Annotated in this window: 17 protein-coding genes and 1 tRNA gene; 6 read left to right on the top strand and 12 right to left on the bottom strand. The window is 68.4% G+C overall.

What is annotated here, in order from left to right:
• The first annotated feature begins 4 nt into the window (after window positions 1-4).
• Entirely contained in the window at window positions 5-1,021 is a 1,017-nt protein-coding gene (locus V7672_RS13515) for a DNA topoisomerase IB (protein ID WP_335625098.1), read from the top strand.
• On the opposite strand, the gene V7672_RS13510 is transcribed toward V7672_RS13515, so the two are convergent.
• From V7672_RS13510 to V7672_RS13495, 4 genes are all read right to left on the bottom strand, one after another.
• Window positions 1,018-1,479: a hypothetical protein gene (locus tag V7672_RS13510; protein ID WP_335625097.1), complete on the bottom strand. Its 462-nt coding sequence runs from the start codon at window positions 1,477-1,479 to the stop codon at window positions 1,018-1,020. The two genes, V7672_RS13515 and V7672_RS13510, sit on opposite strands and share 4 nt — an antisense overlap.
• Window positions 1,480-1,507: 28 nt before the next feature.
• On the bottom strand, window positions 1,508-2,560 hold the full coding sequence (tdh, locus tag V7672_RS13505) for an L-threonine 3-dehydrogenase (RefSeq protein ID WP_335625096.1): 1,053 nt from the start codon (window positions 2,558-2,560) through the stop codon (window positions 1,508-1,510).
• On the bottom strand, window positions 2,557-3,747 hold the full coding sequence (locus tag V7672_RS13500) for a glycine C-acetyltransferase (RefSeq protein ID WP_335625095.1): 1,191 nt from the start codon (window positions 3,745-3,747) through the stop codon (window positions 2,557-2,559). The genes tdh and V7672_RS13500 overlap by 4 nt, the downstream gene beginning before the upstream one ends.
• Window positions 3,748-3,810: 63 nt before the next feature.
• Window positions 3,811-4,695, bottom strand: a complete 885-nt coding sequence (locus tag V7672_RS13495; RefSeq protein WP_335625094.1) for a DUF4232 domain-containing protein — start codon at window positions 4,693-4,695, stop codon at window positions 3,811-3,813.
• A 132-nt stretch (window positions 4,696-4,827) separates the two neighbouring features.
• On the opposite strand from V7672_RS13495, the gene V7672_RS13490 reads away from it, so the two are divergent.
• The 3 genes from V7672_RS13490 to V7672_RS13480 all read left to right on the top strand — a co-directional run bounded on the left by V7672_RS13490 (window position 4,828) and on the right by V7672_RS13480 (window position 8,548).
• A complete protein-coding gene (locus V7672_RS13490; RefSeq protein ID WP_335625093.1) occupies window positions 4,828-5,904 on the top strand; it encodes an extracellular solute-binding protein in 1,077 nt (358 codons plus the stop codon).
• 71 nt (window positions 5,905-5,975) lie between these two features.
• Window positions 5,976-7,514, top strand: coding sequence for an ABC transporter permease (locus tag V7672_RS13485; RefSeq protein WP_335625092.1), 1,539 nt, complete (start codon window positions 5,976-5,978; stop codon window positions 7,512-7,514).
• Entirely contained in the window at window positions 7,511-8,548 is a 1,038-nt protein-coding gene (locus tag V7672_RS13480) for an ABC transporter ATP-binding protein (protein WP_335625091.1), read from the top strand. The genes V7672_RS13485 and V7672_RS13480 overlap by 4 nt, the downstream gene beginning before the upstream one ends.
• Here V7672_RS13480 and V7672_RS13475 read toward each other — a convergent pair.
• The 7 genes from V7672_RS13475 to V7672_RS13445 form a co-directional block, all read right to left on the bottom strand.
• Window positions 8,545-9,558: a serine hydrolase domain-containing protein gene (locus V7672_RS13475; protein WP_335625090.1), complete on the bottom strand. Its 1,014-nt coding sequence runs from the start codon at window positions 9,556-9,558 to the stop codon at window positions 8,545-8,547. The two genes, V7672_RS13480 and V7672_RS13475, sit on opposite strands and share 4 nt — an antisense overlap.
• Window positions 9,555-10,445: an SDR family NAD(P)-dependent oxidoreductase gene (locus tag V7672_RS13470; RefSeq protein ID WP_335625089.1), complete on the bottom strand. Its 891-nt coding sequence runs from the start codon at window positions 10,443-10,445 to the stop codon at window positions 9,555-9,557. The genes V7672_RS13475 and V7672_RS13470 overlap by 4 nt, the downstream gene beginning before the upstream one ends.
• Before the next feature lie 51 nt (window positions 10,446-10,496).
• A complete protein-coding gene (locus V7672_RS13465; RefSeq protein ID WP_335625187.1) occupies window positions 10,497-11,123 on the bottom strand; it encodes a TetR/AcrR family transcriptional regulator in 627 nt (208 codons plus the stop codon).
• Window positions 11,124-11,217: 94 nt separating this feature from the next.
• Window positions 11,218-12,783 carry an AMP-binding protein gene (locus V7672_RS13460; RefSeq protein ID WP_335625088.1) on the bottom strand — a complete coding sequence of 522 codons (1,566 nt, stop codon included), beginning with the start codon at window positions 12,781-12,783 and terminating at the stop codon, window positions 11,218-11,220.
• Window positions 12,780-14,423, bottom strand: coding sequence for a carboxylesterase/lipase family protein (locus V7672_RS13455; RefSeq protein WP_335625087.1), 1,644 nt, complete (start codon window positions 14,421-14,423; stop codon window positions 12,780-12,782). The genes V7672_RS13460 and V7672_RS13455 overlap by 4 nt, the downstream gene beginning before the upstream one ends.
• Window positions 14,420-15,754 (bottom strand): spinster family MFS transporter, encoded by a 1,335-nt coding sequence (locus V7672_RS13450; protein WP_335625086.1) that lies wholly within the window; start codon window positions 15,752-15,754, stop codon window positions 14,420-14,422. Before V7672_RS13450 ends, V7672_RS13455 begins: the two co-directional genes overlap by 4 nt.
• A 3-nt stretch (window positions 15,755-15,757) precedes the next feature.
• Window positions 15,758-18,094 carry a TonB-dependent receptor gene (locus V7672_RS13445; protein WP_335625085.1) on the bottom strand — a complete coding sequence of 779 codons (2,337 nt, stop codon included), beginning with the start codon at window positions 18,092-18,094 and terminating at the stop codon, window positions 15,758-15,760.
• Between the two features lie 379 nt (window positions 18,095-18,473).
• On the opposite strand from V7672_RS13445, the gene V7672_RS13440 reads away from it, so the two are divergent.
• A complete protein-coding gene (locus tag V7672_RS13440) occupies window positions 18,474-19,754 on the top strand; it encodes a hypothetical protein (RefSeq protein WP_335625084.1) in 1,281 nt (426 codons plus the stop codon).
• A 9-nt stretch (window positions 19,755-19,763) separates the two neighbouring features.
• The gene (locus V7672_RS13435) at window positions 19,764-21,254 is read left to right on the top strand and encodes a spinster family MFS transporter (protein ID WP_335625083.1); all 1,491 of its coding nucleotides are present in this window, start codon (window positions 19,764-19,766) and stop codon (window positions 21,252-21,254) included.
• Window positions 21,255-21,315: 61 nt separating this feature from the next.
• Here V7672_RS13435 and V7672_RS13430 read toward each other — a convergent pair.
• Window positions 21,316-21,392: transfer RNA gene (locus tag V7672_RS13430), tRNA-Met, on the bottom strand.
• Between the last annotated feature and the right edge of the window lie 143 nt (window positions 21,393-21,535).

Here is a 21,535-nt window from a genome sequence, read left to right as displayed (position 1 = left end):
CGCGATGACGGCCCTCCCCCTGTCCGACACGGACCCCGAACTGCCCGCCGGTCTGAGCTGGTGCAGCGACGATCATGCCGGTTTATCGCGCAGGCGCGCGGGCAAGGGATTCACCTATCTGGATCGCAAGGGCGCGGTGATCCGCGATCCGAAGGTCCGGGCGCGCATCAAGGCCCTGGCCATTCCGCCGGCCTGGACCGACGTGTGGATCTGCCCGCGCGCCAACGGCCACATCCAGGCGATCGGCCGCGATGCGAAGGGGCGGAAGCAGTACCGCTATCATGCCGACTGGAGCAGCCATGCCTCGGAGTCGAAATTCGACCGGCTGCCCGCCTTCGCCCGCGCCCTGCCCCGGCTGCATGAGCGGGTCGAGGCCGATCTGAACAAGCGGGGGCCGTGTCGCGACAAGGTGCTGGCCACGGTCGTTCGGCTGCTGGAGCTGACCCTGATCCGGATCGGCAATGCCCGCTATGCCAGGCAGAACCGGTCCTATGGGCTGACCACGCTGAACAAGCGGCACTTGGCGGTGGACGGGGGCTCGCTGACCTTCGCCTTTCGCGGCAAGAGCGGCCAGAGCCATGAGGTGTCGGTGCGCGACCGCAGGCTGGCGCGGGTGATCCGCAGCCTGCGCGACCTGCCCGGCCAGCCGGTGTTCCAGTATCGGGCGCCAGAGGGCGATCTGGCCACCGTCACCTCGGACGCCGTCAATGCCTATATCCGCGAGGCCATGGGCGAGGACTTTTCGGCCAAGGATTTCCGCACCTGGGCGGCGACCCTGTCGGCGGCGCGGGTGCTGTGCGAGGTCGAGCCGCCGACCTCGCCCACCGATGCCCGGCGCAAGATCGTCGCCTGTTGCCGGACGGTGTCGGGCCTGCTGGGCAATACGCCGACGGTGTGCCGGGCGTCCTACATCCACCCCAAGGTGCTGGCGCGGTTCGAGGCCGGAGACCTGGCCGAGGCCCTGCCCGGTCCGGAGGCCAAATCGTTCGAGACGCGGCTGAGGATACTGCTGGCGACCTAGCAACCCTGGCGGGGCGGGGCGTCGGCCAGTTCGCGGGCGGCTTCAGTCGTGGCGGTGACGCCCCGCAGGCACGACGATCCGTCCTCTGCAATGCGATAGACGGCCAACATGGAGGCGCCGTCTGTGAGCGAGCGGACCCTGACGATGGCCGCATGAGGTTGGAAGACGTCCCCCGCCACGCCCCGCCATTCGACGGGCCATGAGACGTTCCGCTCGGTCGCAAACATGCCGCTGATCGTTTGCATCGCGCCAAAGGCCAGCGACATCCGGGTGCCGTCGGCATAGCCGATCCAGACCGGATAGCCGGCCAGACCCTGGCACCGATGGAGAACCCAGTCCTGACCTTCGAAGGCGCCCTCGTCCATCATCTCGCAATGGTCGGACAGGGGGGTGTATCGCACCTCGACCCGATCAGGGGCCGTGGTGGTCAGCAGAATGGTGGCGATCAGACCGAGCATATGGCCCCCCGTCAGAAGCGACCGCCAATCAGGCCGCCTTTGACCAGTCCAGCACGACCTTGCCGGATTTGCCAGACTTCATCACCTCAAAGCCCTCGCGATAGTCGGCATAGTTCAGCTGGTGGGTGATGAGCGGCTCAAGGTCCAGCCCGGCCTTCAGCAGGCCCAGCATCTTGCGCCAGGTGGTGAACATCTCGCGGCCATAGACGCCCTTGATGGTCAGGGCCTTGAGGATGATGGCGCCCCAGTCGGTCTCCATCGGCTTGGACGGAATGCCCAGCAGGGCCAGTCCGCCGCCCATGATCAGGGTGTCGACGCACTGTTTGAAGGCGATGGGCGAGCCCGACATTTCCAGCGCCACGTCAAAGCCGACCTTCATGCCCAGCTCGGCAATGACGTCGTGCAGGTCTTCCTTGAGCGTGTTCACGGTGCGGACGCCCGGCGCGACCTTCTGGGCCAGATCGAGGCGGAAGTCGTTGATGTCGGTCAGGACCACGGTGCGCGCCCCGGCGTGGCGGGCGACGGCGGCGGCCATGATGCCGATCGGGCCGGCGCCGGTGACCAGCACATCCTCGCCCAGCAGGTCGAACTGCTGCGCGGTGTGCACGGCATTGCCGAACGGATCGAGGATCGAGCCGATGGCATAGGGCACATCATCCGGAAGCTCGATGACATTGAAGGCCGGAGCCACGACGAACTCGGCAAAGGCGCCCTGACGGTTCACGCCGATGCCGCGGGTGGCGGGGTCGAGGTGGAAGTGGCCGGCGCGGGCCGCCTCGGAGTTCAGGTCGATGACGTGGCCCTCGGCCGAGACGCGCTGGCCGATTTTCAGCGGACGGTCCACGTCCTTGCCGACGAAGACGATCTCGCCCGAGAATTCGTGGCCGGTGATCATCGGGACGGGCACATTCTTTTGCGACCACTCGTCCCAGTTCCAGATGTGGATGTCCGTGCCGCAGACGGCGGTCTTGTGCACCTTGATCAGCACATCCTCGGGACCGGCCTCGGGAATCGGGGCGTCGATCAGCTCGAGGCCCTCGGCGGGCTTCATCTTGGCCAGGGCCTTCATGGTGTCGGTCATTTGATCACTCCCAACTCTTTTCCTGCGGTCTTGAACGCCGCAACGACCTGATCGATCTGCTCAAAGGTGTGGGCGGCCGACATCTGGGTGCGGATGCGGGCGGCGCCGCGCGGCACCACCGGGAAGCTGAAGCCGATGACATAGACGCCCAGCTCCAGCATGCGGGCGGCCATGTCCTGGGCGATGCGGGCATCGCCCAGCATCACCGGAATGATCGGATGCTCGCCCGGCAGCAGGTCGAAGCCGGCCTCGGTCATGGCGGCGCGATAGCGTGCGGCATTGGCGAACAGCTGCTGGCGCAGGGCGTCGCCCTCCTCGCCCGCGGCGATGCGGATGGCCTCGAGCGAGGAGCCGCAGACAGCGGGGCTGAGCGCGTTCGAGAACAGATAGGGCCGGGCGCGCTGCTTCAGCAGGGCCACGACCGGCGCGGTCGCGCAGATGAAACCGCCCATGGCCCCGCCCAGCGCCTTGCCGAAGGTGCCGGTGACGAAGTCGACCTTGACCCCGCAATGGGCATAGGAGCCGCGCCCCTTGTCGCCCATGAAGCCGGTGGCGTGGCAGTCGTCGACCATGATCAGGGCGTCGTATTGGTCGGCCAGCGCCCGGATCTCGGCCAGCTTCGCGACATAGCCGTCCATGGAGAAGGCGCCGTCGGTGGCGATGGTGATGTCGCGCGCGCCGTCGGCCCGGGCCTGCTTCAGCTGGGCCTCGAGGTCGGCCATGTCGGAGTTGGCGAAGCGATAGCGTTTGGCCTTGCACAGGCGCACGCCATCGATGATCGAGGCATGGTTCAGGCTGTCCGAGACGATCGCGTCCTCGGCCCCGAACAGCGGCTCGAAGATCCCGCCGTTGGCGTCAAAGGCGGCGGCGAACAGGATGGTGTCCTCAAAGCCGAGGTAGTCGGCGATGGCGCGCTCCAGTTCCTTGTGGATCTCCAGCGTGCCGCAGATGAAGCGCACCGAGGCCGTGCCGGCGCCCCAGCGTTCCTGGGCCTTGATGCCCGCCTGGACGACGCGCTCGTCCCCGGCCAGACCCAGATAATTGTTGGCGCAGAAGTTCAGCACCTTCTTGCCCGCCACCTCGATCACAGGCCCCTGTCGTGAGGCGATGACCCGTTCGGGCTTGGTCAGCCCCTGGGCGTCGATGTCGGCCAGTTCGGCGGCGATACGGTCGTGGAATGTCGTCATGGGCGCTCCGCTAGACGGTTTTGTGGGCCGCATAAAGCCCCGCCCGGTGTCACAGCTTCGGCATCAGGCCCCGGCCGAGACATCCTGGGTTGCGCGCACAGGCCCGACCTTGATCCGCCCGCCGCAGACGGTCATCTCGGTCTGCTGCGTCAGGGGCGCCGTGTCGCCGGGCGCCGTGACCCGCAGGCCTTCGGTCACCGGACAGCGGGTCTCGCCCTCGCTCTCGTGGGGCACCACATTCCAGCCGATGTCGAAATACGCCTTGGCGCCCGCGATCAGTTCGACGGGGTGCGGGGGTTCCGCGGGATCGCCCTGCATCCACGGATCGGCGCGCACGCCGACGACGGGGCGCCCCTCCTCGTTCATCAGGGTCACGCCCGGATAGCCCGTGACGCTGCAGGTCTCGGTTCCGGCGTTGCGCAGGGACAGCACCATGCCGCGATTGCCGGCGCCGGCGTCCGAGTTTTCGATCTCGAGCGCCAGTTGCGGCCCGGCGCAGGCCGGGGCCTCGGCCATCGACTGCGGATTGCTGGCGGGGGTCAGAGGCTGGCCCTTGCGGACGCAGCGTTCCAGTTCGACGCCCTGGGGCTTGCCTTCGTCGTCCAGACGGCTGAGGCGGCCTTCCTCGCGCCCGTCGCGGGTCGCCGACCACCATTCCAGCTCGTCGCCGGCGTAGCGGGCGCCGCTACCGGAGGTCACCGGACGAAGGCGGTAGGACTTGCCCTCATAGGTCAGGCCCGCAGTGCGGTCCTTGCCGTAGACGACCGACAGGCTCTCGCCGCTTTCGCAGTCATAGGCGATGGCCACGCCGCTGATCGGGGCCTCATCCGGCAGGGGGGCCTCGACCGGATCCGGCGGATCGCGCTGTTCCTGCGAACAGGCCCCGACGAGCGCCAGGCTGCAGACCGCGCCCCACAGTCGCGTATTCCGGTTCAACCGCATGATCATGGCATCGACCCTCTTGTTCCAGCGTCACTATAGCGCATCGGAAGGCTTTACGGTTTCCGCAATCGGAGCGGCCGCGTTGTTGCGAAACATTCTCAATCGCGTTAGGAGAGCCTCACATTTCAGGAGAGTTCGATGACGAAGCCCTTCGCCTCAGTCCGCGCCCTGGCCGGCGCCTTTGCCCTTGGTCTGCTGGTTGCCGCCTGCGGCCAGCCCGAATCCGAGACCAGGACCGCCGAGGCGACGCCTCCGGCGGATGCCGGCGTCGTCAACCTTTATACCGCCCGCCACTATGACAGCGACCTGCGCCTGTATGAGCGGTTCACCGAGCTGACCGGCATTCGCGTCAACCGGATCGAGGGCAACCCCGACACCCTGATCGCCCGCATGCAGTCCGAGGGCGAAGCCAGTCCCGCCGATGTGTTCGTGGCCGCCGACGCCGGCGCCCTGTGGCGCGTCCAGGACGCCGGCCTGTTCCAGCCCGCCAACTCGACCGTCCTGCAGGAAGCCATTCCGGCCAATCTGCGCGAGCCGGGTGGCCACTGGTACGGCTTCAGCCGCCGGGCCCGCATCGTCGCCTATGATTCCGCCAAGGTGCGCCCGGAAGAGGTCGATACCTATGAAGAACTGGCCTCGCCCCGTTTCCGCGGCAAGCTGTGCGTTCGCGCCGCCGACAGCGTCTACAACCTGTCGCTGGTCGGTGCCCTGATCGAGGTCTGGGGAGAAGAAAAGACCCGCGAGTGGGTCGAAGGGATTGTCGCCAATATGGCCCGCCAGCCCGAGGGCGGCGACCGCGACCAGATCCGGGCCGTCGGGGCCGGCATCTGTGAAGTCGCCATCACCAACAGCTATTATTACATCCGGCTGGCGTCGGGTGAGGATGCGGGCGACCGCGAGATCACCGAACGGGTCAAGCTGGCCTTCCCGTCGCTGGACGGTCGCGGCGCCCATGTGAACATCTCGGGCGGCGGCGTCGCGGCCAATGCCCCGAATTTCGACAATGCGGTCAAGCTGCTGGAATTCCTGGCCTCGCCCGAGGCCCAGTCGCTGGTCGCCGAGCACAACAATGAGTATCCGGCCAGCCCCTCGGTGACCGTGCCGGCCCCGGTCAGCGCCTATGCGCCGTTCGAGGCCCATCCGATGTCGGTCGCCCGCTATGGTCCGCGTCAGGCCGCAGCCCAGACGATGATGAGCCAGGCAGGCTGGCGATAGGCCCGACCCCGGCCCCGACGAGACTGAAGGCCCGCTCCGGCATCCGGGGCGGGCTTTCGCCATTGGTGTGGATGGGGCTGGGCGCGGCTCTGGTCGCCGTCCTGCCCCTGATCGGGGTGGTGGCGACGGCATTGGGCGAGGGGCAGGCGGACATCGCCCTGTCGGACCTGACGCGTTATGCCCTGACCTCGGTCGCCCTGTCGGCCCAGGTGGCAGTGCTGACAGCGATCTTTGGGGTGACTGCTGCCTGGCTGGTGGTCGGCCATGACTTTCCTGGCCGACGTTGGCTGAGCTGGGCGCTGGCCCTGCCGCTGGCGGCGCCGGCCTTTGCCCTCGCCTATGGCTATGCCGACCTGTTCGACGCGGCCGGTGATCTGCGTATCTGGATGCGGGGCACGCTGGGCGTCGACATGCCGTTCGAGATGCGCAGCCTCGGCGGGGCGGGGCTGATCCTGTCGCTGGCCTTCTACCCCTATGTCTATCTGGCCATGCGGGCGGCCCTGCTGAACCAGTCGTCGCAGGCGGTCGAGGCCGCGCGGATGCTGGGCGCATCGCCCCTGCGGGCCTTCTTTCAGGTGGCGCTGCCGATGGCGCGCCCGGCGCTGGCCGCAGGCGTCGCGCTGGCGGTCATGGAGACGCTGGCGGACTATGGGGCGGTTCAGTTTCTGGGCGTCCAGACCCTGACCACCGGCGTGGTGCGGGCCTGGTTCGTGTTCGGCTCGGTCGAGGCCGCCGCCCGGATCGCCCTGCCCCTGCTGGCCTTTGCCGCCGTGCTGATGTGGATCGAGCGGATGGGCCGGTCCGGCGCCGACCATGACAGCGGACGCGGCCGCTGGCGGCCCCTGACCCTGCAGCCGCTGCCCCCGATCAAGGCGGCGCTGGCGACCGGCGTCTGCCTGATGCTGGTCGGCCTCGGCCTCGTCCTGCCGCTGGGCTGGATGGCGCACACCATGATCGACATCACCCCCGAATGGCCGAGGCTGATCGCCGCCGCGCGCCACAGCGTCGGTCTGGCGGTGATCGCGGCGGTGGTGACGGTCGCGCTGGCGGCCCTGCTGGCGCTGGGATCGACGCGGCATCCCCTGGCCGCGCGCCTCGCCAGCCTCGGCTATGCGACGCCGGGGGCGGTGATGGCCATCGGGCTGCTGATCCCGGCCGCCGTGCTGTGGCGGCTGGTGCCCGGATCGGTGGGTGGCTTCGGGCTGGGGATCGCACTGTTGATCTATGCCTATGCCGCCCGCCTGATGGCCGCCGCCTTCGAGCCGATCGAGGCCGGGCTGACCCGCGTCACGCCATCAGTAGTGCAGGCCTCGCGCATGCTGGGCCGGAGCGAGACGCGCACGGCCTGGGCGGTTCAGCTGCCGCTCGCCCGCGGGGCCCTGTTCACCGCCGGCCTCGTGGTGTTCGTGGATGTGATGAAGGAGCTGCCCGCCACCCTGATGCTGCGTCCGTTCAACGTCGACACCCTGGCAGTGATGGCCGACAATTATGCGCGGGACGAGCGGCTGGCCAATGCCGGCTGGCCGACCCTGTTGCTCGTTCTGCTGGCCCTGCCCGCCGTGCTGTGGTTGACCCGCAAGATCAGCGCCTCGCGCCCCGGAGAACCATGACCGACCGCCCTACCCTGACCGCCGCCGGACTGGTCCGCCGCTATGGCCGCGATGCCGGGGTGCAGGGCGTCGACCTGACCCTGGTGCCCGGACAGGTGACCGCCCTGCTGGGCCCCTCGGGCAGCGGCAAGAGCACCCTGCTGCGCCTGATCGCCGGTCTGGAAGCGCCCGAGGCCGGAGAGATCCGGCTGGGCGGGACGGTCCTGTCGCGGCCGGGGCAGACGGTCCCGCCCGAGCATCGCGGCATCGGCCTGATGTTTCAGGAACACGCTCTGTTCCCGCACAAGACGGTGCTGGGCAATGTCACCTTTGGCCTGAGCCACCTGACCCGGGCCGAGGCGCGGACGCGGGCGCTGGACCTGCTGCGGTCGCTGCGGCTCGAGGACCGGGCCGGGGCCTGGCCCTCGACCCTGTCGGGCGGCGAGCAGCAGCGGGTGGCACTGGCCCGGGCGCTGGCGCGGGAGCCCGCCGTGCTGCTGATGGACGAGCCGTTCTCGGGACTGGATGCCTCGCTCCGGGCCGCGGTGCGCGACGCCCTGACACCGGCGCTGCGCGCGGCGGGGGCGGCCGTGCTGATCGTCACCCACGATGCCGAGGACGCCCTGGCCATGGCGGATCACCTGGTGCTGCTGGATCAGGGCGAGGTGCTGCAGGCGGGGACGCCCGAGGCCTGCTATCTGCGGCCCGTGTCGCTGGCCGCCGCGCGGATGCTGGGTCCGGTCGAGGCCCTGCCGGCCCGCGTGGACGGCGAGACGGTGATGACGCCCCTGGGCCGGTTTCCCCGTCCCGACGGCGAGGCCACGGACTGGCAGCTGCTGGTGCGACCCGGCGATGTCCGGCTGGCGGATCAGGGCGTGGCGGCGACCGTCGTGGCCCGGCGCTTTGCGGGACATACCACCGCCGTCACGGTTGCGATGGCCGGGCCGGAAGGGGCGCATCGGCTGACCGTCAGCCACGCCGGGCCCGCGCCCGCAGAGGGTCAGACCGTGTCGCTGGTGCTGGACGCCGGCCGCGCAGTGATTGTGCCGGTCTAGCCCACCACCGCCAGGGTCTCGGCCAGCATACGGTCGGCGAAATCGGGCGAGCCGGGCGGGTCGCCCTGGCGCACGAGGATCAGTTGTCGCGAGGGCACGATCAGGATCACCTGCCCGCCCGCACCGAGCGCGGCATAGGTGTCGTGGGGCGCACCGGGGAAGCGGCGCCCGCCGGGGCGGCCGATGACGTCCAGACCCTCTTCCGCATTCACCCACCAGAGCAGGCCATAGGACCGGTTGATCGGCTGGGACGGGCTCACCATGCGCGCCACATAGTCGGCCGGGACCAGCTGTGTCCCCTGCCAGCGCCCGCCCTGCATGACCATTCGCCCGAAGGTCCACAGGTCGCGCGCGGTCGAGGCGGCGGAATAGTAGTTGGTGACCGGGCCGTCGGTCCCCTGCCCCTCGCTGGTCACCCAGACGGTGTCGCGCATGCCCAGCGGGCCGAGCAGTTTGCGGTCCGCATAGGCCTCGATCGTCTCGCCCGTCGCCCGCATCAGGATGTGGAACAGCAGGTGATAGGCGGCGGTGTTGTAGGCCCAGTGAGTGCCCGGCGGATGGGCCAGCGGGGCGGCGGCATTGATCACGAACTGGTCGCCGGTAACCCCGCGCAGCGCCAGACCGGTGTCGTCCAGCCCCGAGGTCATGCTGAGCAGATGGTGGAGGGTAATGCCGGCGCGGGCATCGTCTCGCCAGGCCGGGATGAAGTCAGCGGCGGGCTGGTCGAGGCCGCTGATGACCCCGTCCTCGATGGCCATGCCGAACAGGACGGCCATCATGCTCTTGGCCACCGAGGCCACCTCGCGCGGACGGTCAGCGGGCCAGTCGGGCGCATACCGCTCGGCCAGCACAGTGTCGCCCCGCGCGATCAGCATTGAGGTGGCCCGGTCCGCCATGGCCCGGTCGACCACGGCCTCGAGATCGCCGGACCCCGCCATCGACCGACCGGCGCACGCCGCCGCCAGGGCGCCCGCGCCGGTCAGGGCTGTGCGCCGGCTGAGCGGGGTCATGAGTCGACCAGCACCCGGCCGTGACGCTCGGCACTGGCCACCTCGCGCTCGGCTTGGGTGAAGCCGTATTCGGGGACGATGGCCCCTGCGTCGTCCGAGACCCGGTCCCAGGCGTCCAGCAGGCGCTCACCCGCATCCGGGCCACCGCCGATGAACTGGCCGGCCGTCAGGGTGACATACGACCGGGCGAAATGGCCCGCGCCGGCGCAGACGATGGCGCGGGTCGGGGCATTGTCGACCACCAGCGGCAGCAGGGCCGGGCTGACCAGCGCGGGGTCCAGCTGTTTCAGGCTGGCCTCGGACAGCACGCCCTCGGTCATGCCGGTCGCCGCCGTCGGCGCCAGACAGTTGACGCGGATGCCGTACTTCTCGCCCTCGATCGCCAGCGTCTGCATCAGGCCGACCAGCGCCATCTTGGCCGCGCCATAGTTGGCCTGGCCGAAGTTCCCGAACAGGCCGGACGAGGAGGTGGTCATGACGATGCGGCCAAAGCCCTGCTCGCGCATCACCGCCCAGACCGCCTTGCAGCAGAGGGCCGCGCCCATCAGGTGGACGTCGACGACCAGCCGGAAGTCGGCCATGTCCATCTTGGCGAAGCTCTTGTCGCGCAGGATGCCGGCATTGTTGATCAGGATGTCGATGCGGCCCCATTCGGCGAGAGTCCGCTCGACCATGGCCTGGACCGCCGCCTCATCGGTGACCGAGGCACCGATGCCGATCGCCTCGCCGCCCGCTGCGACGATCTCGGCGGCCACGGCATCGGCCGCCGCCCCGTTCATGTCATTGACCACCACGCGCGCGCCCTGCCGCGCCAGGAACAGGGCATGCTTGCGGCCCAGCCCCCCGCCTGCGCCGGTGACAATCGCGATTCGTCCGTTGAGCCTCATGGGCCTTACTCCCCGTATAAAAAGAATGTTGGCAGGCGGCACGCCGAAGCGTCAGCCCCGGGCCTTCGGCTTGCAGATCGACATGAAGCCGGAGGCCATGAAGGTCGCCATGCGATCCTTGATGGCGTCAAAATCGTCGGCGTCGCACAGGCCGCCCGACAGGCGGTTGATCCGCCCGGTCCGCGCCAGCGTCAGCATCAGCGCCCCGGTGACGAAGTGGTAGCCCCAGAAGATGTCTTCCTCGGCACAGTCCGGCAGAGCCTTTTTCAGCAGTTCGATCAGCCGCATGACCACCGGGTCAAAGTGGAGGTCAAACAGCTCGGCGCCATAGGGGGTGTTGGACACCTGCGCGCCCAGAGCCCCGTAGTTCTTCCAGTTTTCGCCGCCCTGGCCATAGAGGTCGAGGTCGGTGTCGAGGAAGGCGCGCAAGGCGCCCTCGACCGTCGGCTTGCCCCCGGTTGCGGCATCATAGTCGTTGAGCGCCTGCATCCGCAGGGTGCTGGTCACGCCGGCGCGGCGGGCGATGACGTCGTCGAACAGCTTCTTCTTGTCGGTGAAATAGTAGTTCAGCAGGGTGTGGTGGACGCCGACGCGCTTGGCCACGTCCTTCAGGGTCACCCCGTACAGGCCATGGATCGAGAACAGATACTCGGCCGCGTCGAGGATCTGTTCCATCATGTCGGCGCGCTGCTCGACCTTGGTACGGCGGCGGCGCTTGGCAGCGACGGGCGGATCGGCAGGGACTCGGGGCGCTTTGATCTCGGACCTCAGATTAGCTGTCGCCATATTCAACTCTCAGACGCATTTTGTCGATTTTGCCGGTCGAGGCCAGAGCCATCTGTCCGACACGGATGACCGCATCGGGAATCCACCACGGCGCCACCCGTCCCCGCAGGGCGGCCAGCAGATCCTCGTCGGTGACGTCGGGCGTGTCACGGGCCTGGATGACCAGCACCGGACGTTCCCCCCATTTGGCATCGGCACGGCCGATCACCGCCGCCAGCGACACCGCCGGATGCTCATTGATCACGGCCTCGATCTCGGCCGGATTGATCCATTCACCCCCCGACTTGATCAGGTCCTTGGCGCGGCCGGTGATGATCAGGTTGCCCGTCTCGTCGATGCGGGCCAGATCGCCGGTCGGGAACCAGCCGTCGGCATTGGTGGCGGGGGTGGTCTCGCCGAAATAGCGATCGACGACAGCCTCGCCGCGCACATGCAGATGCCCTTCGGCGCCGCGCTGTTCGGGCAGGGCGTGGCCGTCGGCATCCGTCAGCAACAGATCGACCCCCACCGCGGGGCGCCCGGACAACTGGGCGGCGCGCGGGCCGTTCCGGGGTGCGCAGGTGCCCAGCGGCGACAGTTCGGTCATGCCCCAGCTGGTCTGGACGGTCACGCCCAGCCGCTGCTCGATCCGCTCCATCAGCGCCGGCGGCATGGGCGCGCCGCCGACCACGACCCGCTCCAGCGTCGGGGTGTCGCCACCGTGGGCGTCCAGGTGTTCGACCAGTCCCAGCCAGACGGTGGCGATGCCGACAGCCAGCGTCACGTTCTCGGAATTGATCAGATTGGCCAGACTGGCGCCGTCCAGCCAGCGTCCGGGCAGAACCAGCCGGGCCCCCGTCGCGGGCGCGGCGAAGGGCAGACCCCAGGCGTTGGCATGGAACATCGGCACGGCGGCCAGCACGCTGTCGGCCCCCGTGATGCCCATGACGTCGGCCTGCAGCAGACGCAGGGTATGCAGATAGCTGGACCGGTGGGTGTAGGTGACCCCCTTGGGGGCGCCGGTGGTGCCCGAGGTGAAGCACAGGCCGCTGGGGGTGGTCTCGGCAAAGTCGCCCCAGACCACGCCGTCACCGGTCTCGCGGGCGATCAGCGTCTCCAGCTGGTCAGCGCCGTCGGCATCGGCATCGATGACCAACAGCCGCTCCAGCGAGGACGTCCGGGAGACGATGCGACGCGCAACGGGCTCCAGATCCGCGCTGGCGATCAGGATCCGGGCCCGCGATTGCGACAGCATCGACACCAGCTGCGCCTCGGTCAGGCGGGGATTGAGCGTGTGGCAGACCGCGCCCATGCCCATCACCCCATACCAGGCCTCGACGTGGGCCTGACTGTTCCACGCCAGCGTCGCAACGCGATCACCCGGGGCGATGCCCAGCCCGATCAGCGCGGCCGTGACCTTGCGGCTGCGGGTCCGCAGGGCGTCATAGCCTATCCGGTCGACCCGGCCGTTCCCGCGCGCGGTGACCACCTGTCCGTCCGGCCGCCAGCGGGCCGCGTGGTCCAGGAATTTATCGAGCGTCAGCGCCCAGGCCTGCATGTCCCCGTCAATCATGGGCAGCCGGGGGCGGCGGTCGGCAGCGGCGGAGAGATGACTCCAAAATTCCAGTTCCACGGAATTCCGCCGGCCGCCCGTCTGCGACAGACGACGGTCTCATGAAGCTCGAACATGCCGGGCATCAGGCGCTGGCCGACCTGCGGGCCGTCCGCGAAATGCATATAGGCGGCCGTGCGTCCATAGGCGGGCCAGTCGGGCTGACCCTCGGCGGTCGGCACACCGGTTCGGGCGAAGCTGAGCCAATACGACATCATCGCATCTGACAACGCCTGCTCGGTCGGCGTGTCCGGGATGGCGGGCCAGCGCGGCGGCAAACGATCCACATTGCCGAACACATAGGGAATCTCGGCCGCATGGAAGGCGTGCAGTCCGGCGTCATCCGCAGCTGGATAGCCGTGGTCGAAGAAGTAGAGATAGGCGTTCTGACCCCGTGCCGTCTGGGTGCGCATCAGGCGCTCGGCGGTCCAGCCGTAAAGGGCGTCTCGCGGCGTCGCCAGCATGCTCTCGGCCATGTCGGCCGAGGGATAGAGGGCGAGGAAGGTGTCGGCCAGTTCGCCGTAGCGGTCGCGGATTTCCTTTTCATAGGCGGCCGCGTCGGCCGGCGCCGGCGGGACGAGGAACCGCAGCGAGCGGATCTCGCCCTGATTGAAGCCGGCCAGCAGCGGCACGGGGGCCTGCTCGCCCCGCTCGAACACCTGGGCCAGCTGGGCCGGCAGATAGACTCCGTCGATATTGCCGAAAGGGGCATAGCCCGCCTGTTGCGCCGAGACGGTCAGGGTCTGGGCATCCATGGCGCGCAGGCCGGCCAGATTGGCCTGACCCAGCTGTCCCTGCAGCCACCAGCCCAGCCCTTCGGCCGGGACGTCGCCGTGGGTGCGCGTGCGCAGCTCGGGCATCGACAACATATAGGCGCTCTGGGCGATGGCCTTGTCGAACAGGCCCTCGGCCTCGGGCGAGGCCATCAGATACATGACGCTGAGGGCGCCCGCGGACTCGCCTGCGACGGTGACGTTTTCCGGGTCACCCCCGAAGGCGGCGATATTGTCCCGAACCCATTCGATCGCCGCGATCTGGTCCTGGAGGCCGTAGTTGCCCGAGACGTTCTTGCGGGACTCGGCACTCAGCTCGGGGTGCGCCATGTAGCCGAGCACACCAAGGCGGTAGTTGAGGGTCACGACCACGACGCCCTCGGACGCCATGCGCGCGCCGTCATACATGGGCTCACTGCCCGCGCCGGTGGTCAGCGAGCCGCCGTGGATCCAGACGAACACCGGGGCGCCCCGGGCGTCCTCCGGCGCCCAGATGTTCAGGAACAGGCAGTCCTCGCTCATCGTCGGGGCGTCACCGGCATAGATGCTGGTGCCGCGCGCGACGGGCTGGTGACAGGCCGCGCCGAACTGCGTGGCGTCGCGGGTCGAGGTCCAGCGATCCATTTTCGCCGGCGGGCGCCAGCGTCGCCAGCCGGTCGGCGGCAGGGCGTAGGGAATGCCCTTGAACATATGAAGCCCGTCCGCCGCCTGCCCCTGGACCGGACCGGCAGGCGCGTTGACCACCGGCGGGGTCTGGGCCTCGACCGTTGCGGTCGCACAGGCGGTCAGCGCCAGCGCCACGATCAGACTGGTGAGTACGCGGGTCATCGTGCGGCCTCCTGTACCGTCTGACGGCGGATCTTCCCGACCATGCCGAGGAACATGGCGATCGCCAGCACATAGAAGGCGATCAGGGTGTAGAGGGCGATCTGCAGCGAGTTGTCCGGGAAGCCGTTCTCCCCGAAGAAGTCACTGGCAAAGCCCAGATAGGTCGGCCCCAGGCCCAGCCCGATCAGATTCATGACCAGCAGCAGCAGGGCGCCCGACATGACGCGCTGATCCGGGCGAACGGTCTCCTGGACCAGGGTGATCGACGGCGACAGATAGAAGTAGTTGAGCGCCATCGGCACGGTCAGGAAGGCCAGGGACATCTGCCAGGTCGGGGCCCAGACGAAGCCAGCGTAGAAAGGCACGGCGATGATCAGGCCGATGGCCGGAATCCACGCATAGGCCGTCTTGGAGCGCTTGGCGAAGATGTCGATCAGACGCCCTGACATCAGCATGCCGAGGCTGACGCAGCCGCCCACGACGAGGGCGTACCACAGCGCGACCTGTTCCAGGGTCATGCCCTTTTCGCGCATCAGGAACAGCACCGCAAAGTTCAGCAGGGCATAGGTGACGAACTGGGTGGCGCCACACGCCAGGGAGATGCCCCGAAGCGTGGAGTTGGCGAAGAACATAGTGAACGTCGCCATGAATCCGGTCTTCGGCGAGGTGACGGGATCTGCCGTCGGGACGGGATCGACGACGGGTGCGGCATCCAGCCCGCCCTTCTTCGGTTCCTTGACGAACATCCAGACGACCACGGCTGTGATCACCCCGATCACGCCGACCCAGATGAAGGCGTCGCGCCACGAATAGTTGGCGGCGATCGAGGCACCGAAGGCCACGCCCAGCGCCGAGCCGATCGGCGGTCCCAGGTTGAACAGGCTGAGCGCTGTGCCGCGCGTGCCCGAGGGGAAATAGTCGGAGATGATGGCGTAGGACGGGGGAACCCCGCCCGCCTCGCCGACGCCCACCGCCATGCGCGAGACCGCCAGCTGGCCGAAATTGGTCGACAGGCCACAGGCGGCGGTCGCCGCGCTCCACAGGCCGCAGGCGATGGCCAGCACGCGGACCCGGTTCGTCCGGTCCGCCAGCCAACCGACCGGAATGGCCAGGATGCAGTAGAAGGCCGCAAAGAACAGGCCGCCCAGCAGGCCCAGCTGGCCGTCCGAGACGCCCAGCTCATCCTGGATCGGCTTGGCCAGGATCGACAGCAGCTGCCGATCCAGAAAGTTCAGCACATAGACGAAGCACAGGATCGCCAGGACGGTCCAGGCCCGGGCACCCGGACGCGCAGGGCGCGCGTCCGGGGCAACAGGAGACGATGCCGTCATCGATCAGTACTCATAGCTGAGGCGGATACCGATGGTGCGCGGCCGCACCCGACCGTAGCGCCCGTCGATGAAGGCTTCCGGGTGCACATAGTTGACCGACTTGTCGTCGAACAGGTTCTCGACATAGGCCCCGACGACGTAGTGATCGAAGGCGAAGGCCACGGTGCCGTTGACGAAGGTGTAGCTGTCCACTTCGTCGAAGGTCGGCAGCGGGATGTTCGGCTTGCCCGGGGTGTTGGGGAAGGCGTTCGGATAGCCGCCCACATGCGAGATCGCCAGCGACGCATTGCCCGTCACGGTCGAGGTCGGGAACCACTCGTAGTTGACCCGCAGCGAGCCCGAGAATTCCGGCCCGGCCAGCGGAGCCCCCAGAACGGCGCCGGAAATGGCCGCCTCGGACGCGGTCAGATCGTCGACCTCGGTCTTGTTCCAGGACCCGGTCAGGGCCACCGTCCAGCCTTCGACCGGCAGAGCGACCAGGGCAACCTCGAAGCCCTTGCTGGTGGCGCCGCCGATGTTGGTCGCGAACTGGACCGAGTCGGACACGCGGTTGGCCTGGACCTGGATGTCGTTCCAGTCGATGAAATAGACTGCGGCATCCGCGAACAGGCGGTTGTTGAACCAGCGGCCCTTCACCCCGACCTCGTAGTTGATCAGCTCATCGGACGTCGCCCCGTACGGGATGACGATGTCGGTGGGGTCGATGGTGCTGACCGCGCCGGCCCGGGCGTTGACGATCGGCGGACGGAAGCCGGTCGAATAGGACGCATAGGTCGTGATCGACGGCGTCGGGCGCCAGGACAGGCTGAACCGGTAGGACGGCCCCTCCTCCTCAACCTTGACCCCTTCAGCGGCGGCATAGGGCGGCGCCACGGTGAGCGGAATGCTGTCCAGCCCCAGGAAGCCGATATAGTAGTTGTAGTAGGCGGCGTAGTTGCCATTGACCGTCATGTCATAGGCCGTCGCCAGATAGTTCGAATTGTAGCCGCCCGCCTCGGTGAAGCCCTGGGCGTCGGTCTTGCCGTAGCGGATGCCGCCGGTCACCCACAGGTCGGGCGTGAAGCGATAGGTCAGCTGGCCGAAGGCCGCGATCTCGTGGCTGATGAAATGCGAGGCGAACTTCTGGTAATACTCGTCCGGCAGACCGGAGAGCAGGTAGTCGTCGAGGAACGCCTGGTTGGACCGGTAGCCATAGTCCACATCGCGACGCTTGCGGAAGTAGAAGGTGCCGACCGACCAGTCGAAGGCGCCGCCGGGATCCGAGACCAGCCGGGTTTCCTGGACGAAGGTCTCGTCCCAGGCATCGGCGTCCAGCGCGAACGGGAAGGCCTGATTATAGCTGCCGGCCAGGTCGACGTAGAACAGGCCCGTGTAGTCCGAGAAGGTCGTCGAACTGGTCAGGCGCGCGCCGTCGAACTGGTATTCGAAGGTCGCATTGTAGTTGGTCATGTCGCTCTGGAAGCGATCCGGGCGGTCGCTGCGCCGGACAAAGTCGCCCAGATTGGGGTTGGTCAGCGACGAGTCATGCGGGTTGGAGACCTCGTTCGAGACCAGCAGGCGGGCGACGAAGCGCTCGTTCGGCTCCCATTGCAGGATGGCGCGGCCGCCGTACTGGATGAGGGTGTTCGAGTCCTCGATGCCGGTGCCGATGTTGTCGACCCAGCCCTCTTCGTTGCGCGAGAAGCCCACCACGCGGATGGCCAGCTGATCCTCGATCAGGGGCACATTGATCATGGCGTTGTAGCGCTGACGCAGGCCGTCGCTCTCGTTCATCTTGCCGATGTCCATCAGGAACGAGGCATCGAACCCGCTGGGGTCCGGATCGTGGGTCAGGATGCGCAGGGCGCCGGCCAGCGAGCCCGAGCCGAACAGGGTGCCCTGGGGCCCGCGCAGGAATTCGATCCGCTCCACGTCGTAGAGGCTGGGATCGAGAATGGTGGAGTTGCCGTTCGACGAAATCGGCAGTTCGTCCAGATAGATGGCGACCGTGCTCTGAAGATTGGCGCCATAGCCGTTGGTGGCCACGCCCCGCGCGGAGAAGTTGTTGAAGTTGGCCGAGGCCCGGTTGAGCGTCACGCCCGGGGTGGCGATGGCCAGACCGTCATAGTTGACGATCCCCCGCTCGTTCAGATCTTCCTGCGACAGGGTGGTCACGCTGATCGGCACATCCTGGGCCCGCTCGGTGCGGCGGGTGGCGGTGACGATCACCTCCTCAAGGGTTGTGGCCTGTTCCTGTGACCGGTTGGTCGCGGGGTCCTGCTCCTGCGCCAGGGCGAGGCCCGGGGTGAGGACAGCAAGGGTGGCGGCGGCGCAGGCCGACGCGAGAAGTGTCGCTTTCATAGAAATCCCTCCCTTACGCCGGTCGTGAGCGCCGACGTTTGACCAGAGAGGGACACGACATCAGCGGCCTGTCAACACTCCCTATCACGCGTGTGAACATCAACGACGCAGGGCGACGCGGTGATTTCAGGCTGGATCGAACGCCACACCAAGGATTTCGACACGATTGAACCGATATTCATCGTCGAGCGAAATACTTTTGTTCACGCTCCTGTGAGTGATATTTGACACATCCGCCGTGGCGTGCCCCACTCCGCTGCGGGAGAGCGCCGACCTCATCGGCGCCGGGCAGGGCGGGACGGCGATTCCCGCGCCTGCAGCAGGGAGGCCCCATGGTCGACGAAACGGACACCCGGACGGCCCGCGACGGAGCGACGACGTGACCCCCTCGCGGCGGGGGGTGCTGATGGGCGCGGGAGGGGCCGGACTGGCGCCCCTGCTGCCGGACACGCCTCACCTGGACGACGCCTGGCACCAGAGGGTGCTCGAGCGCTACGCCGGTGCTGGCGAAAAGGCGACCGGCGGACCGGGCGACACCGCGGTCGGCGCCTGGCTTGAGGAAGACCTGACCCGCATCGGCTACGTCTGTCACCGCCACGGCTTTCAGGCCCCCTACTTTGACGTCGACCAGGCGACGCTGGCGATCGAGGGGCAGTCCGCGGCCGTCATTCCCCAGGCGCCGGTCACCGCGACGGGGGCGGACGGCCTGAGCGCTCCGCTTCGCCTCGCCCTGGGCACGGGTCGGCTGGACGGCAGTATTGCCCTGATCGTCCTGCCATCACGCCGATGGTCCAGTGCGCTGGACGGACTGATCCAGGCCCGGCTGGCGGATGTCTGGAGCCGGGGCGCGGCGGCCGCCGTGCTGGTCACGACCGGCCCGACCGGCGACGCCCTGGCGCTCAATGCCCCGGCTCGTCTGGCGCCGGGTGCAGGGCCCATCGCCATTCTGGCCCCCGATGATGCAGAGCCCTTTCTGAATGCGGCCGCCGAGGGCCGGACCGGCAGGCTCACCCTGTCGGGACAGGGGGGACAGCGCCCGGCCTTCAACCTGACGGCCCGACTGGAGCGGAATGCCGATCGCGCCGTCGTGCTGTCGACGCCGCGATCCGGCTGGTTCACCTGTGCCGCCGAGCGCGGGTCGGGGATCGCCGTCTGGCTGGCCGCCGCCCACTGGCTGGCGCAGCGACAGGATCCCTTCGACGTCGAGCTGGTCGCCATCAGCGGCCATGAATACGAGAATCTGGGTGGAGAACATTATCTGGAGGTGCTCGCCCCCCGACCGGAACGCACGCGCCTGTGGGTGCATGTGGGCGCCAATCTGGCGGCGCGCGACTGGCATATGTACGGGGGCCGCACCCGCCCCCTGCCCGGCCCCGATGCCCAGCGCTATCTGCTGGCGACGCCGGATGTGGCCGACGCCTTCACCCGGGCCTTCGCCGGCCAGCCGGGTCTGGAGGCCCTCTATCCGGCGACCGTCGAGAACGCCGCCGGCGAACTGACCAACATCCTCAGGGCGGGATACCCGAGCGCCGCCGGCTTTTTCGGCAATCACCGGTTCCACCACAGCCGCAACGACGACCTGCGCTGTGTGTCCGGGGCCTTGGTCCGGCCCGTATCCGAGGCGCTGCGGCGCGCCCTCGCCGACATCCTGGCCTCGTAAGGACACCCCATGCCCCCGCATCCGACGGCCCGCCCCCTTCACTCGCCGCAGTACAGGGGGATGGTCCTCGGCCTGCTGCTCTGCGCCTATGTGTTCAATTTCATCGACCGGACCATCCTGTCGATCCTGGGGCCGGCGATCCGGGCCGAGCTGTCGTTGACCTCGACCCAGATCGGCCTGCTGGGCGGGCTGTATTTCGCCCTGCTCTACACCCTGCTGGGCATCCCGATCGCGCGGCTGGCCGAGCGCTACAGCCGGGTCAATATCCTGACCGTGTCGCTGGTAGTGTGGTCAGGCTTTACCGCCCTGTGCGGCCTTGCAGGGAACTATGTGATGCTGGCCCTGTGCCGGTTCGGGGTCGGCGTCGGCGAGGCCGGCTGCTCGCCGCCGGCCCACAGCCTGATCAGCGACTATTTCCCGCCAGGGCGCCGCGCCTCGGCCCTGGCCATCTATGGGCTGGGCGTGCCGCTCGGGGTGATGTTCGGCGCGGCCGCGGGCGGCTGGCTGGCCCAGACCCTGGGCTGGCGCTGGGCCTTCGTAGCCGTGGGCCTGCCCGGCGTGCTGCTGGCGATCGTCTTCAAACTGCTGGTCCGGGAGCCGCCCCGCGGCTACGCCGACCGAGAGGCAGCGCTGGCGGCCGGACTGCCGGTCGAGGCGCCGCACCCGCCCCTTCCCTGGTCCATTGGCCATGAGACGCGCGAGATCGGGGCCGTGGTCCGCGCCCTGTTCGGCAACTGGCCGGTGCTCAACATGGCGCTGGGGATCACCCTGGTGTCGTTCGGCCTCTATGGATCCGCCCAGTTCGCGCCCCAGTATTTCGTCGCCGCCTTCCGCCTCGATCTGACGACGGTGGGCCTGATCATCGGTCTGATCGGGGGCGTCGGTGCCGGCATCGGCACCCTGGCCGGCGGCTTCCTGGCCGACCGGCTGGCCCGGATCAGTCCGGCCTGGTACGCGCTGACGCCGGCCATCGGCCTGGCGCTGTGCACGCCGCTCTACATCCTGGCCTATACCCGCGAGTCCTGGCAGATGGCGGCCGCCATTCTGCTGCTGCCGGGCTTCTTCCAGTACACCTATCTGGGACCGACCTTCGGCGTGGTGCAGAATTCCGTAGATGTGCGGCGGCGCGCGACCGCCACGGCGGTGCTGTTCCTGTTCCTGAACCTGATCGCCCTGGGCGGCGGCCCGCCCTTCACCGGCTGGGTGATCGACCAGCTGGCCGGTGTCCGGTTCAACCTGGGCGGCACGGGCGGCGTCGCGGCCCTGCTCGCCGGCTGGGCCGGGGGCGTCGGCGGAGATCCCGCAGTGTTCGCCGCGACCTGCCCCGGCGGCATCGCCCCGGCCGGAGCGGCACCCGGCACGGTCGAGGCGTGTCGGCGTGCCCTGGCGGACGGCACCCAGGGCGGGCTGGTGCTGACCTTCCTGTTCTACGGCTGGGCCTCGGTCCACTATTTCCTCGCCGCCATCGGCATGGCCCGGCACCTGAGGGGCCCAAGCTAGGCGGAAAGCACAGGCCGGAAACGAAAAACGCCGCCCGGCGGAACCGGGCGGCGTTGGATCTTGGGTGCGGGAGCAGGATTTGAACCTGCGACCTTCAGGTTATGAGCCTGACGAGCTACCGGGCTGCTCCATCCCGCGTCAAAGATGGAAAGGAGAATGTGAAGGAAGAAAAGGTTCGAGACATGTCCCCGAGGCACAAGCGGCTTCAGGCGACATCGTTTTAATCCCTATCTGACTGGTAGACCCGGCAGCGACCTACTCTCCCGCGCCTTAAGACGAAG

It is taken from the genome of Brevundimonas sp., assembly GCF_036963785.1.
Classification (GTDB): domain Bacteria; phylum Pseudomonadota; class Alphaproteobacteria; order Caulobacterales; family Caulobacteraceae; genus Brevundimonas.
The sequence above is the reverse complement of the archived record's forward strand: the minus strand, read 5'-3'. Positions and strand labels throughout refer to the sequence as shown.